General features: G+C 48.4%; 14 protein-coding genes. All 14 read right to left on the bottom strand.

Going from position 1 to position 14,850, the window contains the following annotated elements:
• Window positions 1-2: 2 nt before the first annotated feature.
• On the bottom strand, window positions 3-1,121 hold the full coding sequence (locus HPY31_RS02080) for a hypothetical protein (RefSeq protein WP_172138003.1): 1,119 nt from the start codon (window positions 1,119-1,121) through the stop codon (window positions 3-5).
• Window positions 1,122-1,224: 103 nt separating this feature from the next.
• Window positions 1,225-2,172 (bottom strand): tetratricopeptide repeat protein, encoded by a 948-nt coding sequence (locus HPY31_RS02075; RefSeq protein ID WP_172138001.1) that lies wholly within the window; start codon window positions 2,170-2,172, stop codon window positions 1,225-1,227.
• Between the two features lie 128 nt (window positions 2,173-2,300).
• Window positions 2,301-2,951 (bottom strand): zf-HC2 domain-containing protein, encoded by a 651-nt coding sequence (locus tag HPY31_RS02070; protein WP_172137999.1) that lies wholly within the window; start codon window positions 2,949-2,951, stop codon window positions 2,301-2,303.
• Window positions 2,948-3,538 carry an RNA polymerase sigma factor gene (locus HPY31_RS02065; protein ID WP_007716581.1) on the bottom strand — a complete coding sequence of 197 codons (591 nt, stop codon included), beginning with the start codon at window positions 3,536-3,538 and terminating at the stop codon, window positions 2,948-2,950. Before HPY31_RS02065 ends, HPY31_RS02070 begins: the two co-directional genes overlap by 4 nt.
• A gap of 148 nt (window positions 3,539-3,686) precedes the next feature.
• A complete protein-coding gene (locus HPY31_RS02060) occupies window positions 3,687-4,808 on the bottom strand; it encodes an amidohydrolase family protein (RefSeq protein ID WP_172137997.1) in 1,122 nt (373 codons plus the stop codon).
• A 323-nt stretch (window positions 4,809-5,131) separates the two neighbouring features.
• Window positions 5,132-6,412, bottom strand: a complete 1,281-nt coding sequence (aroA, locus tag HPY31_RS02055) for a 3-phosphoshikimate 1-carboxyvinyltransferase (RefSeq protein ID WP_172137988.1) — start codon at window positions 6,410-6,412, stop codon at window positions 5,132-5,134.
• Window positions 6,413-6,502: 90 nt separating this feature from the next.
• A complete protein-coding gene (locus HPY31_RS02050; RefSeq protein ID WP_172137986.1) occupies window positions 6,503-7,606 on the bottom strand; it encodes a prephenate dehydrogenase in 1,104 nt (367 codons plus the stop codon).
• A 70-nt stretch (window positions 7,607-7,676) separates the two neighbouring features.
• Window positions 7,677-8,771, bottom strand: coding sequence for a histidinol-phosphate transaminase (gene hisC, locus HPY31_RS02045; RefSeq protein ID WP_172137984.1), 1,095 nt, complete (start codon window positions 8,769-8,771; stop codon window positions 7,677-7,679).
• A gap of 29 nt (window positions 8,772-8,800) precedes the next feature.
• Complete coding sequence (trpA, locus tag HPY31_RS02040; protein ID WP_172137982.1) at window positions 8,801-9,619, bottom strand: tryptophan synthase subunit alpha; 819 nt, start codon at window positions 9,617-9,619, stop codon at window positions 8,801-8,803.
• Between the two features lie 2 nt (window positions 9,620-9,621).
• Complete coding sequence (trpB, locus tag HPY31_RS02035; RefSeq protein ID WP_172137980.1) at window positions 9,622-10,842, bottom strand: tryptophan synthase subunit beta; 1,221 nt, start codon at window positions 10,840-10,842, stop codon at window positions 9,622-9,624.
• Window positions 10,805-11,473 carry a phosphoribosylanthranilate isomerase gene (locus tag HPY31_RS02030; RefSeq protein ID WP_172137978.1) on the bottom strand — a complete coding sequence of 223 codons (669 nt, stop codon included), beginning with the start codon at window positions 11,471-11,473 and terminating at the stop codon, window positions 10,805-10,807. The genes trpB and HPY31_RS02030 overlap by 38 nt, the downstream gene beginning before the upstream one ends.
• Window positions 11,470-12,270 (bottom strand): indole-3-glycerol phosphate synthase TrpC, encoded by an 801-nt coding sequence (gene trpC / locus HPY31_RS02025; RefSeq protein ID WP_172137976.1) that lies wholly within the window; start codon window positions 12,268-12,270, stop codon window positions 11,470-11,472. Before trpC ends, HPY31_RS02030 begins: the two co-directional genes overlap by 4 nt.
• Window positions 12,260-13,285, bottom strand: coding sequence for an anthranilate phosphoribosyltransferase (gene trpD / locus HPY31_RS02020; RefSeq protein WP_172137974.1), 1,026 nt, complete (start codon window positions 13,283-13,285; stop codon window positions 12,260-12,262). Before trpD ends, trpC begins: the two co-directional genes overlap by 11 nt.
• Window positions 13,279-14,793 (bottom strand): anthranilate synthase component I, encoded by a 1,515-nt coding sequence (trpE, locus tag HPY31_RS02015; protein WP_142496168.1) that lies wholly within the window; start codon window positions 14,791-14,793, stop codon window positions 13,279-13,281. The genes trpD and trpE overlap by 7 nt, the downstream gene beginning before the upstream one ends.
• Window positions 14,794-14,850 lie beyond the last annotated feature (57 nt).

The following is a 14,850-nucleotide window of genomic DNA, read 5'->3' as shown; positions in this document are numbered from 1 at the left end:
CCTCACTTCAATAAAATAGTCGTTTCGGTAAAACCATTGTATTTTCGAAGCCAAGTCTGGCTCGCATACGTTGCGGTGTATAACCACTGCTCCTGTTCGTCTTGTCCGACGCGTAACAATCCTAGATGCACCATCATTTTGCATACCCGATTCACCAAGATGTCTGTAGGTGAATCGTAGTAAAACTCTTTCAACCAATGGAGCAGCGTGTCCATCAGAGATTGCTGACTTACCCATCCTGCCGACGCGATCAACGGAATGAGCTGAACCAGCATTGGCAAATTGGGGACAGCCCGCTTGTAAAGCCTCATCCAGAAGCGAATGACATCATGATACAATTGATCGTTATACGGTTGCTCCAGTCGCTCCCTCCCTGCTTCCGTGACTGCTACCTTACCGTCCACTTCAACGATCCAACGATGATAGTAGCAGAAATCGTAGAGCAAGGAAAAGCGGTCAGGGTATAAATCAAAATGCAGCCCGTACCCAAAACGCCATTTTTGCGGCAATAGCGGCTCTTCTTTTACGTACAAAAATTGAAAAAGCTGCTGCTGATGACGCTTGTACATGCCACCTTCTGAGGTTAGCGGTACTGGCTCCTGCTGGAGAAATTGTAAAAATTGCATGATATCATCGCATAGTGCTGTTCCTTCATCCCTGTATGCTTGTGGACCCGGATGAAGCAGTGCGTTTGACTCACGCCACTTTGTCAGCCAAGCTTGCAAGTAAGGCTCACGGATATCCAGCGGAATTTGGTACTGCCCTACCGTCTTACTTTTCGCCGGAAAAATCCATCCTCGCTTCATTGCAGCCGCGACATACTTTCGTCCTTCCTCCTGCTTTTTTTCCTTTTCACACTCCAGTGCCACTCCAGCCTTCGCCAACAAATCCTCAAGCGACAGGACCGTACGCTTGTCCAGGAATAATTGGAGCAAAAAATGGGTTTCTGCACTGCTCAGCTGCTCAACTTCTTGAGAGATTGTCAGCCTGTGCCTCAAGCTAGACAACAGTGACGTAATCAATTCGTTTTTGGAATGAGGGTTGCATTCGCATCCGTAATGGTTGGCAATCTGATGGAGCTGCCGGATATCGGTGTAAACCAAGATCTCAGCCAAGTTCATCTGTGCATCCCTTCTTTACGATGGCTTACTTGTCTCTCATTCTTGCCAAAATGCGGAAAAATAAACAGGAAGCCACCGAAGTGACTTCCTGTTTGTCGATTTTTTATTGCTCCTCGTCGGATTCATTGTCCCACAGGTCGTGAAGTTGTTGGTATTCCTTCGCTTCCTCATAGCGTCCGGCTTGACTCAAAAGGGCAATTAGCCTGCGGATCTGGTCCAGATCGAAACCTGACAACGATACATATTGCTTCAACGCCTCAATCGCTGCTTCTGTTTTCCCCATCGAAAGATTCACGTCTGCAGCTAATGGATATGCAGCCACATACTCCTCATCAACGGCTTGCAAACTATTGACCAATTCTGCTGCTTCATCCAGTCGTCCTACGTGGAACGCCATCAGTGCACAGCCGTAGAGTACCTCTGGCGAACGATCCATGACCAGCGCCTGACGGAATACTTGGTAAGCCTGTTCGAATTGACCGCTTTGTGCGTACGAACGCCCCTTCGTCAAAAGCATAGACAGACTTTCATCCCCTGCTTGTTCCAGGAGCTTCATTGCTTTCTCATCTTCTCCAATACGGAAATACAAGTTACCCAGTGCTGCCATAATATCCTGGTTGTCTGGCTCCTTCAGTCTCGCTTGCTCCAAGTACTTGACCGCTACTTCATCTAAGTCTTGGAGTGAGTACAGATCCGCTAACAACAAGTCAAGCTGGATACTTTCGAACCCAGATTCTTTGCATTCATAAAGAAGATGTTGCGCCGTCTCAAAATCACTGGAATCCAATGCAATCTCCGCTAGCAGCATCTGACATTCTCTGCGCAAAGAGGTATCCATTTGCGGATTTTTGGCCATGACATCTGTCAGCAATTGACTCGCCTCTTCCAAATGACCAAGTCGATACCAGACCTTTGCCAAATACATCATGACATCCGGCAAATCTTTTCCATGCTCCTGAACCTTTTGCAGAGCGGTCAAGCCCAGCTCTACTTCGTCGTTTTCGATCCGCTTGATCGCTTCGTCTATGACATACAGCCACTTTTTCGGCATTTCTTTCACCTCATATGTATTTTGCGTGGCCTTGTTGCTCTACGCGCTTGCTGAACAACCACTCTAATAAAATAGCCACAAAAGACCGTCCGAAGACGGTCTTTTCTTTTACTCTTGATCATATACCATTATGCTCGTGTTAGCCAGCTCATTGTAAGAACAGTAATAAGGATTCCAAAAATACTAAGTACAATGCTGTAATTCGGTTTGGCTAGATCAGTAGAAGTCGGCTTCCCATCGAGTGGTACGATCGAAGCAGTAGCATGTTCCAGTGTATCTCCTTGCGCTGTATATGGCTGGGCTTCTACCACATACGTACCGTCATCTGTTTGCATAGAAGAAGAAATGACTTGAGCCTTTGGCGTGTTAATTTCCATAACTTCTCCGTTAATCACGAGCGAATTCGCTTGCTCCGTGGTACTTGAATTCACATATAAAGTGAACGAAAAGACCATCAGCAACAAGACAGCTACACTCGCAGCCATGCGTCGCATTCTCGCTGTCACGCTGAAAATTTTTCTGCCAATCGGGATCGCCCATCGCTCTTCCGATAAAATACGGGCCATCACAGCGTCTACAATGGAACGGGATGGAGTTACGGAATGGTATTCTTCTTTATCCATTTCCATCCACTCACCACTGTCCGACCAAAGCTCATAGTCGGAACGACAGGCATAGCATGCCGCCATATGGTGATCAACCCGGCGTTGGGTCACCTCAGGCAACAGATTTTCGGCGTATTCAGGCAGAATTTCCTGAACTTCTTCACATCTCATCATCGATTCATCCCTTCAGCTTCATCCAAATGAGGGTCCAGGATGTAGTTTTCCAACTGTCCACGAATACTTTGCCGCGCTCGAAACAGTAGCGACTTCACAGAGCTCACGGTTAAATCCAGAATCGTAGCGATTTCTGTGTAATCCATTTGTTCGTACTCGCGTAATATCAGTGCTGAGCGCTGCTTCTCTGGCAAGCTGTTGATCGCCAGTCTTACCATGCTCTCCCGTTCATTCCGGAGCAAAACTTGCTCAGGCAGTGTCTTGGGAGATGCCATAGGCACTTGCAACGTATCATCCAGATACACGTCAGAATTGCGGCTTTTGCGCAATTCACTTAGTACGGAGTTGCGTGCAATCGTATAGAGCCAGGTGGAGAATGTAGCTTCTACATCTCGGAAAGAATGAATGCTCTTATACGCCTTGTAAAACGTCTCCTGACATATATCCTCCGCTATATGCTCTAAATGTGCCTGACGCAAAAGATGAGTAACAAATGAGAGGATCTTTTTTTCATATCGACGAATCAGTTCAGCATAGCATTCCAGATTACCTTCTTTAATCTCTCGGATAAGCTGGGAATCGGTCATGATCAGAGATTACCTCCTTGCGATTCCGATCCCTCAGCGGCCTTTTGCATAATTAGACTGCTGGGGATGTAAAAAGTTGCGCGACCTTACGATTCTTTTTCACGTTTGTCTACTGAAAACCATTCACGAAAAAACCCCCAAACCGGGGTTATATGACATAAGAGTAGGGCTTCGTGTCGAGTAAGCACTTACCCATACCAATCAAAGGGATAAATCGCATATTTCGATACATCCATTTACCGTTCGACATAACAGATGTTGGAAGATGCATTTCACTAAAATTGAGAATAGTGGAAAGATCATTCTTTGTCAACCAGTTTTCCTTTTTCAGGAAAACGATATCAGCGTCTGCGCCAGTTGTCAAGCTTCCTTTTCGCGGATACAGTCCAATTGCTTTTGCAACATTTGTCGAAGCGAGCCTGACTAGCAAGCAAAGCAATTCTTCTGACGTACACCAGCTCTTTCGTGTATCAATCCGTACATCGTGTATCGGAGAGGCTACTTGGCAACTCCCAAACCATTGACGATGTAAGAGACGTAGACCTTGATCTGTCACTTCAGCCGGCAAACGAAAAATATGCAGGTATGGGTCATTTTCTTCAAAATGAAAGGCCGCTTGAGAATCTGTCATGACAGTACGTAACCGCCAATAACGAGTGGCCTCCATCCAAATCTGCCGAATAAGTTCCCGTTGTTCTTTTTTTAGAAACGGGTCATTTTGTACCTGCATGTGCAGGATCGTTTGTTTAGACGTTTGAAGTTGCAAAAGCGTTTCCCATTTTATTGTGGAAATTTCTTCTGGATTTCGAATCGTGACATGAAACGAAGAATAGCCGTGGTTCATCCACTCGGCTAAGCGATCACCGTAAAGATCGGCGACATCGATTTCCACATGCCAAACATAATCCAGCAAACTGTTGAAATGCTGGGTTTGTTGATAGTGAATCTGCGATCTGCTCATCCAACGCTCTGGCCGGAAGACGTCCACCAGGCTTGTACATCCCATGCTGATGAGATTTCGCATGGCTTCTATATAGACATCAACATCTTTGATTTTATACAACGAATGTGTCAGGAGTGCGACAAAACCGGGCAAAAGATACATACCAGTAGCATCTATTTCTTCATATAAATCGTTGAAGGGGTTTTTCGTCAAGGTATCTTTAGCTATTCGTACAATTTTCCCATCACGGATCCAAATATCTGCTTCTTTCATTCCTCGTGCTGTGACAATCGTTCCCCCGCGTATGACCATCCCTTGCTCCAGCATAGCCCGTCCCCCTCCCACCTATCTTGCACACACTACCCTTGTACGAGCATATGCACAAAAAAGGGGAAAAAGTACTCATTCGAGCCAATCCGCTTTTTAAACAAAAAAAGACCGTCGTTGATGTAAGCGCATTCAAACGACGGTAGCACACACGTGCTTTCTTATATTGGATAGGAGTGGAGAGAAACCATACTGTAGTTTTATAATAAACGGAATGTAAGCGCTTGTCAAATCATTTTTGCTAAAATTCGGAACGCTTTGTCTTTGCACCAAAAAGAAGCCTGCTACCCTTTAAAGGAACAGACTTCTCTTTCATCCTTTCGTTATTGGCTGATTTTCACAAGCAAGTCATGGAAGCCAGGGAACGATACATCAATTGCCTCATCGTTTTCGATTTTCGTCTCACCCTCGGCAACGAGACCTGCGATCGCCATCGCCATGCCAATTCGGTGATCCCCCATGCTATCGATGACAGCCGCAGTCAAATCTGTCTTTCCTTCGATGATCATTCCGTCATCGGTAGGTGTCACCTTAGCACCGAATTTGGACAGTTGACTAACCACCGTGGCAATACGGTCTGTCTCCTTTACTTTCAGCTCTTCGGCATCACGGATCACGGTTTGTCCTTTGGCTTGCGTTGCCATGACCGCAATTACCGGAATTTCGTCAATCAGACGTGGAATAATATCTCCGGCAATTTCAATCCCGTGCAGCTCCGAATGCGTCACGAGGAGGTCTGCAACCGGCTCTTCATTTACGATTCGCTCATTCAAAAGCTCTAGGCTTCCCCCCATCGCCTTGACAACATCAATGATGCCCGTGCGGCTTGGGTTGATTCCGACATTTTCAATGAGAAGAGAGCTGCCTGGTACGACCATTACTGCTGCAATCAAAAAGGCAGCGGAAGAAATGTCACCCGGAACAGAAATGGCACGGCCTTTTAGTTTTTGTCCGCCCTCTACTGAAACAGTCAAGCCATCACGCACGACTTGTACACCAAACGCTTGCAGCATACGCTCCGTATGATCGCGGGATAAATGCGGCTCTGTTACACTCGTCACGCCTTTTGCCTGCAACCCTGCCAGCATAATCGCTGACTTCACTTGAGCACTTGCAACTGGCGACTGATACGCGATCCCTTGAAGCTCCCCACCTCGAATGGATAACGGTGTGTATTCACCGTCTTTTCTTCCATCGATTTTGGCGCCCATTTGACGGAGCGGTCCGATTACACGACGCATAGGTCTTTTGGCAATAGACTCATCGCCTTCCATCACCACATGGAAAGGCTGTGTCGCCATGATCCCTGCCATTAAGCGAATGGTCGTACCGGAGTTCCCTACATCCAAATGTTGAGATGGCTCCTGCAAGCCGTACCAGCCTTTTCCTTGTACGGTTACGGCATCTCCTTGTTGCTCAATCTCGATCCCCATCCGGCGAAAGCAGCTAATCGTGCTCAAGCAGTCGGCACCCGGCAAAAAGCCTTCAATGGTTGTCGTTCCTTCTGCTAGAGCTCCAAACATAACTGCACGATGGGAAATGGACTTATCTCCTGGCACGCGAACGGTACCTTTGATTTGTTTGGCTTGTTGTACGCGAAGCATTACTTCCACTCCTTTTCTCTCTCACGCTCTCCCAGATCACCAGTCGCACTGTGAAGCGTCTTCGTTGTAAAGTGCCTTTGCATAAAAAACTTATGTGCGCTTGTATACATTGTAATCGAAAAAGCGAAGAACTTCCTCTCCCTTTTCCAACTCTTGTTGCGAATGGAACGTAATGCGTAGCACCCCAAAAATGTCTTCTCGTGTCTCTCTGATTTGAAGGTTCGTGATGTTAATATTTCTTGCTCCCAATAACGTCGTAATCCGTCCGATTTCGCCAGGGTGGTCCGGGATATCGATATACAAATCGTTCAAAGGAGGTAATGCACCCGTTTTGCGCTCAGGCAAGCTGTCGCGGAATTCTCGTGCCGTTTTGAAGAAGTGCTCGATTCCTTCTGGATCGCCCTGTTCTACGAGGTGAACGACATCTTCCAATGCGTTTGCCCAATCTTTTGCGATTTTGAGGATCGGGTCACGGTTTTGCAACAAAATATCACGCCACATCTGGGGGTTGCTCGAAGCAATGCGTGTAATGTCACGGAAGCCACCAGCAGCAAGCGTGGTATGCCAAGCATTTTCCTCGTCGTACCCTGCCACCAGATTGACCAGAGCAGAAGCGAGGATGTGCGGGAAATGACTAACCGCACCTACGACCTGATCATGTGAAGCCGCGTCCATTTGCACGACTTTTGCTCGAGTGAGTGTAAGTAGTTCAGACAATTGCTTTACTTTTTCTATAGATGTTCCCGGCGCTGGTGTCAAAACATAGTAGGCGTTTTCCATCAGACGGTCAGAAGCAGCTTCCACGCCGGATTTGTGCGAGCCCGCCATCGGATGTCCACCAATAAACGTAACATGATCGGGAATGAGATCCACCGCTTGTCTAACAATGCCTGCTTTTGTACTACCAACATCCGTAATGATCACACCGAGCTGCAGCTCCATTTCCACTAACGAGCGAATGGTTGCAACGATTTGCTCTACAGGTGATGCGAGGAAAATGACATTCGCTTCTCGAACTGCGGTCTGCAAATCAGTTGTGCCAGCATGAATGACACCTAGAGTCAGTGCTTTATCCAAACAATCCTGACGTAAATCGTAGCCGACTACCCGAATATTTGGATCGCGTCGCATCGACAGCGCAATGGAACCGCCAATTAGCCCGACGCCGATTACAGTAATAGTGGTTTTTTTCATCTCCACTCTCTATCCTTCCTTTATCTCTCTTAGACAAAGATGCCGAGGCATGCCCGGCATCTTTGTCCTTTTATTTCAATGCTCCAGTCACGATTTCTTTTAAGACGGAAAGAATCTTATCATTTTGCTCTTTGGTCCCGATGGTAATACGTTGAAAACCCGGGAAGCCTAGCGCATTACCAGAGCGAACGATGATGCCTTGCGAGAGCAGCTTTTTGAATACCTCATCGGAATCCATTTTCAAATCAACCAAGATAAAGTTGGTCTGAGATGGATAGTAGGAAAGCCCCCACTCGTCAAAGGAATCGGTAAACTGCTTCATGCCTTCACGGTTACGATCGCGGCATGCTTTCACAAATTCCTGGTCTTGTAACGCCGCACGTGCTGCTACTTGGCCAAGTGTGCCTGTATTGAACGGCTCGCGCACATGTTCCAGAGAGGAAATGAGCTCTTCTGACGCGATCCCGTAGCCGATACGAAGAGCAGCCAGACCGTAAATTTTGGAGAACGTACGCAAAATAATCAGGTTTGGATACTCAGCGAGCATCGGTACTGTTTGTGGATATTCTGGATCAACCACATACTCGTAGTAAGCCTCATCCAAAACGACGAGCACATCTTTTGGAGTCTTTTTCATGAAAGCTTCCAACTCGGATGTTGTTACAATCGTGCCTGACGGATTGTTCGGGTTACATACCCATACGACCTTCGTTTGTTCGTTGATGGCAGCCGCCATCGCTTCGAGATCGTGAACGCCATCTTTCAACGGCACCTCAATCAAGTCTGCACCTTCAATAATCCCATTTGAGCGGTATTGCGAGAACGTTTGCGTCGCCATGACTGCATTTGTTCCTTCGCTCAAAAAAGCACGAGAGATCATCAACAGAATTTCATCAGACCCGTTGCCGAAAAACAATTGGCTTGGTTTGACCCCGAGGAAGTCAGCAAGATCCCAGCGTAGATTCAGGCTTGCACCGTCAGGATAAAGGGCCAAATTGTCCAACTGTTCCGAAATGGCAGCTTTCGCCTTTGGTGAGGAACCAAAAGGATTTTCGTTGGACGCCAGTTTGATGACTTCGGTTAAACCAAATTCACGTTTCACGTCATCAATGGGCTTGCCAGGTTGATATACCGGGGCATTGAGTATGCGTTGTTTCGGTTGCATCCACGTTCACTCCAGTCACATTTTTCCCACTATTGTAGCGCACTGGCTAACTGATGTACAAAGGTTTTTATTTTTTCTACAGCTACTGGCATTTGTTTGAGGTCTTTCAGCTGTTCAGCATGCTCCTCGATTTGCTGTACAATGGCGCTTCCCACAATGACACCATCCGCATGGGGTGCTACTGCGCGTACTTGATCCGGCGTGGATATTCCGAAGCCTACCGCAGTAGGAACCGATGTGCTGGCCTTTACTCGTTCCAGAAAATCAGCCAAATCCTCTCGCAGGTCCACCCGGGCACCCGTCACACCGAGCGACGATACACAATAAAGAAATCCGGTTGCTTGCGCGCCAATCGTATTGATTCTGGAACTGGAAGTTGGTGCCACGAGTGAAATGACATGAACGCCATTCTGTTTTGCTGCGGTTACTGCAGGACCGCTTTCCTCAATCGGCAAATCAGGAATGACAACACCGTCCGCCCCATAAGCAGCAAGATCGGCAAAAAAGCGCTCAATGCCATATTGCAAAACCGGATTGAAGTACGTGAACAGGACGATGGAAGCCTCCATACCTGATTCGCGTAGCTTTTTCACCAATTGCAAAGCATCCCCGATCGTCACGCCATTTTTCAGGGCGCGCTCTGAAGCCCGTTGAATCGTTGGGCCGTCTGCCAATGGATCGGAGTAAGGGACGCCGAGCTCGATGAGATCTGCTCCTGCTTCGACCATCGCTTTTACGAGATGAAAGGTTGCTTCTATCGTTGGATCGCCTACGGTTAGAAATGGGATGAATCGTTTGCGATCACGATCCGCGAATAATTGATCGATTCTGTTAAGAGCTGTCGCCATGATTACTCTCCCCCTTCTGCAGTCAGCGCTTCTTGAATAGTCAGTACGTCCTTATCGCCTCGACCAGACAAACAGATTACTAATATTTTGTCTGAAGACATCTCTTTCGCACGTTTTATCGCTTCTGCTATCGCATGTGCGCTCTCCAACGCTGGAATGATGCCTTCCGTTTGGCAAAGTACTTGTACCGCCTCGAGTGCTTCCGCATCTGTTACCGATGTATAGGTCACTCTTCCACTGTCTTTGAGATAGGCGTGCTCAGGTCCTACTCCTGGATAATCCAAGCCAGCCGAAATCGAATGCGCTTCTTGCACCTGACCGCTTTCATCTTGCAATAAGTAAGTTAAGGAACCATGGATGACTCCCGGGCGTCCGAGTGTTAGTGTTGCCGCATGCTTTTCCGTATCGATTCCTTTTCCGGCGGCCTCTACCCCTCTGAGCGCGACAGACTCATCCTGAATGAACGGATAAAACATACCAATCGCATTACTGCCGCCACCTACGCAAGCAACGACCTCGTCTGGAAGCCGTTTGAGCATTTGCAGGACTTGACTGCGTGTCTCTTCTCCGATAATTTTTTGGAATTCGCGTACGATGTACGGGTACGGATGTGGGCCAACAACAGATCCGATGACATAAAACGTTTCTTCAACATGAGAAACCCAATGGCGAATCGCTTCATTTGTCGCATCCTTCAGTGTACGAGAGCCAGATACCGCTGGGATGACTTCGGCACCAAGTAGCTTCATCCGAAAAACATTCAAGGACTGGCGACGAATATCTTCTTCCCCCATGAACACCTTGCACGAGAGTCCAAGCTTTGCTGCCACGGTTGCACTTGCCACTCCGTGCTGACCAGCACCCGTTTCGGCAATAATTGATTTTTTGCCCATCCGTTTGGCAAGCAATGCTTGGCCCAAAGCATTGTTCAATTTATGTGCGCCCGTATGGTTGAGATCTTCTCTTTTCAAATAGATCTGGGCACCGCCGACCGCTTTCGTCAAACGCTCTGCATAGGTGAGCGGGGTTGGGCGTCCAGCATACTCGCTGAGCAATCCATTCAATTCCTGAACAAATGCAGGGTCACGACGCGCTTCTTCAAAAGCAATCTCGAGCTCTGTCACCGCATTCATCAAGGTTTCCGGAATAAACTTGCCTCCGAAGGCACCAAATCGTCCGTTTTCGTCAGGCACGACTCGCGTAGTTGTTTGAATGTTGTTCATGCGCCTTCACCCTCTCTACCAATGTTTTTATTTTTTGAGCGTCTTTTACGCCATCCGTCTCTACTCCACTGGACACATCGACTACCCCTGCTTGATACTGTCCCATTAATTCTCCGACATTCTCCGCATGAATCCCGCCAGCGATTATGCAATCTGCTGCCTCACACGCTTCTTGCAATGCAGGAATTTGCTCCCACGAAAACTTTTTGCCTGTACCACCTGCTTGACCAGGGTCATACGTATCAAATAAAAAGGCACTGACAATACCTTGATAGGATTGAATTGCTGAAGCAGCATCCGCTTCTCCGCCCACGACCAACGCCTTCCACACCGGAAGAGCGAACCGTTCCCGAACTTGCTGGCAAAATTGGGGCGACTCCTGTCCGTGCAACTGGATCACGGATAACCGTGCCTCGCTTAGTACTTCCTCCAGCTCTTCCATCGTCGGATTAACGAACACGCCAACAGCAGGAGGATGGCCTGGAACGGCTGCGAGCAATTGCCCAGCAGTCTGGGCATCAACTTGTCGCTTACTTGGGGCAAAAACAAGGCCTACGTAATCGACTTCCAGCTCTTTTAACAGTGCAAGTGTTTCCGTCCGCTTGATCCCACATATTTTCAAGCGAGTCATACACTCACCCCCGGTACCGCTTCTCCCACGAGATCAATAACTGCGCGCTCTACGTCTGCTTGGCGCATGAAATGCTCTCCAACCAGCACAGCCCGGGCACCTGCACTTTGTACATTTTCAATATCCGCCGGTGTCGAAATCCCACTTTCGCTCACGATCGTTAGTGACGTAGGCAGTTCTGCAATCAACTCATGTGTAACGGCTAGGTCCGTTTGAAACGTATTTAAGTTTCGATTGTTGATCCCGAGCAATTTCGGTTCCATTGCTTGAAAAACAAGCTCGCATTCGCGTTTGTCATGCACCTCAACCAGTACATCCATGCCTAGCTCCTCGGCAGTTTGGTTCAGGTGGCGAAGCGTTTCCCGATCGAGAATCGCAGCAATGAGCAACACACAATCAGCGCCAGCCGCTCTTGCTTCCACGACTTGAATTTCATCCAGAAGAAAGTCTTTTCTGAGTAACGGGCGATCAACTACCTCGTGAATTTGCCGTAGATAGCTTAAACTCCCTTGAAAAAAGGACTCGTCTGTCAAAACAGACAAACATTCTGCTTGGGCGGCCTGATAAGCCTTCGCGATCGTCACAGCTTGGAAATCAGGTCGGATTAACCCCTTGGACGGGGATGCTTTTTTCACTTCGGCAATCACGCTTACAGGCCGTGCACTTGTCTCCAATGCTTGACGAAATCCGCGTGGACGTTGTACTTCCTTCGTTGCCAAAAGCAATGCTGAAACCGTTGTTTCTGTATAAAGACGTGCGATCTCCTCGCGTTTCTTTTCCACGATTTTACGAAGCATGAATCATACCTCCTGCGATGTGACGAACGTGCTCCAGCTTGCGCATGACCAGTCCGCCGTCGATCAGTTCTGCTGCGCGTATTACCCCAGTTTCAATCGAGCTAACCCGATCTGCGAGGTAGAGGATCGCACCCGCGTTCAGCAAAACGATGTCGCGTGCTGCCCCACGTGCTCCGGAAAACACGTCGTGAATGATCTTGGCATTCTCATTGGCATCACCGCCGCGCAAAGCATCCTTCTCATGTCTGCGCAGACCGAACTGCTCTGGCTCGATTTCATATGTCAAAATACGCCCATCCCGCAACTCGGCAATATGACTCGTTCCCGTGACAGTCAATTCATCCAGTCCATCCGAGCCTGCTACAACGAGCGCTCTTTTCACATCGAGCTCGTGTAAGACTGCGGCTACATTCGGAAGCAGCTTGGCATCATAGACGCCCATCAGCTGATGGCTGGCTCCTGCGGGATTCGTCAATGGTCCAAGTAAATTAAACACCGTGCGAATCGCCAATTCTTTTCGCGGGCCAGCCGCATGCTTCATCGCTTGGTGGTACAAAGGAGCGAACAGAAAGCAGAGATTGGTCGCACGCAGGCAATCTGCGGCGTCCTTGGGAGATAAATTAACGGGGACGCCCAACGCTTCCAACACATCAGCACTTCCGCTTTTGCTGGAAACCGCACGATTTCCGTGCTTGGCGATGCGTACACCGTCAGCTGCTGCGACTACTGCACTCGCCGTCGAAATGTTAAAGGTATGACTTCCGTCCCCGCCTGTTCCGCAGGTGTCTACCAGACCTGGCAGCTCGATGGGAAAATTCATCGCGCGCGCTCTCATGGCTTTGGCAAAACCAATAATCTCTTCCACCTGCTCTCCCTTCAAGCGAATGCTTGCTAAAAATGCACCAATCTGAGCTGGAGTTGCCTTTCCATCCATAATCTCGCCCATTGCCTCTTCTGCAACCGTCCGTGTTAAGTGCTTTCCAAGCAGAATTTGTTCCAGCGCGTATGTTAGCATGACAACTCCACCTTTCTGACAAACAGCTGTTCCGCTTTTTCCAACGCAGAGAGCATCGCTGCTGCTTTGTTCACTGTCTCTTGGTACTCACTCGCGGGGACCGAGTCCGCTACGATTCCTGCACCTGCCTGCACATGTGCGTAACCGTCCTGAAAGAACAACGTTCGAATCGTGATGCAGCTATCGAGTGAACCGTCAAATGAAATGTAGCCAATTGCTCCCGCATACAGATGACGTGCGTCAGGCTCGAGCTCTGCAATAATTTCCATCGCCCGCAGCTTGGGAGAGCCGGATACCGTACCAGCCGGAAAAGCACTCAGCAATGCATCGAAAGCGTGCAGTCCCTCACGAAGCTTTCCGGTCACATGCGAAACCATATGCATCACATGGGAGTAGTTTTCAATAACCAACGCTTCTTCCACTTTCACGCTTCCGTAAGTAGAGACTTTTCCTACATCGTTGCGCCCCAGGTCCAGCAGCATGTAGTGCTCGGCTCTCTCCTTTTTATCTGCCAAAAGATCAGCCGCCAACGCAGCATCTTCTTGTGGGGTTGCCCCTCTTTTCCGCGTTCCTGCAATCGGACGCATCTCTACTTTTTCATCTTCTACACGCACGAGTAGTTCTGGTGATGTCCCGACGACTGTCTCGCCCTCGTATTCGAGATAGTACATGTACGGGGAAGGATTCAATGTACGCAGTAATCGATACACCGCAAAAGGATCGACATCCGTCTTTACGGAAAAACGTTGGGATAGCACGACTTGAAAAATGTCGCCGGCTGCGATGTATTCTTTCGCCTGCACGACTAGCTGTTCGTATTGCTCCCGCGTCATATTTGGCTGTACTGTCAATGGCGCTGGTGTGTCTGCTGCTACTTGAATGCGTTGATCCATTTCAAGCGGAGCCATAACCTTAGTAGCCAGCTCCTCGATTCGTTCGCAGACTTGCTTGTATTTTTCGCCAATTGTATCCGCAGTGTCTCCTGGCTCAACATGGAGATTCACAATCAGTTGAATTTCCTGCTTCAAATGATCAAAGGCGATCATCTCATCGACAAACAGAAAGCGCATATCCGGTACGCGTACAGCTTCCTTGCGATGTGCTGGCAAATTTTCGAAGTAGCGCAGCGTATTGTAGCCAAAAAAGCCTACCGCACCACCACTGAGACGAGGCAACCCGGGCAGCTTTGGGCTTTTGTAGCGATCGGTTTCTTCGCGTAAAAAGGAGACGGGATTTCCTGTGTGGACATGCTTTTCACCAGTGCGATAGGAAACCGTGATTTCTTCACCTTTTGCTTCCACGATTTGAAAAGGATTCATGCCAATGAACGAAAAACGCGCCCAGCGAGCACCACCCTCTACGCTCTCAAGCAAAAAGGAATCACTTTTGCGAATCTTCTGATACAAACGAATCGGAGTCTCTTGATCTGCCAACAGCTTCATGCTTACAGGGATAAGGGAATACGACGCCGAAAGGGTCTTGACCTCGGCAAGGGAAGGGAAATACATGGACTCTCATCTCCTCAATTAGTGGGGAGAAAAGGGAATAAGACATCCACCTTTTCT

This window comes from Brevibacillus sp. HB1.3 (genome assembly GCF_013186635.1).
GTDB lineage: Bacteria > Bacillota > Bacilli > Brevibacillales > Brevibacillaceae > Brevibacillus > Brevibacillus brevis_D.
This window is presented reverse-complemented; position numbering and strand designations above follow the sequence as displayed.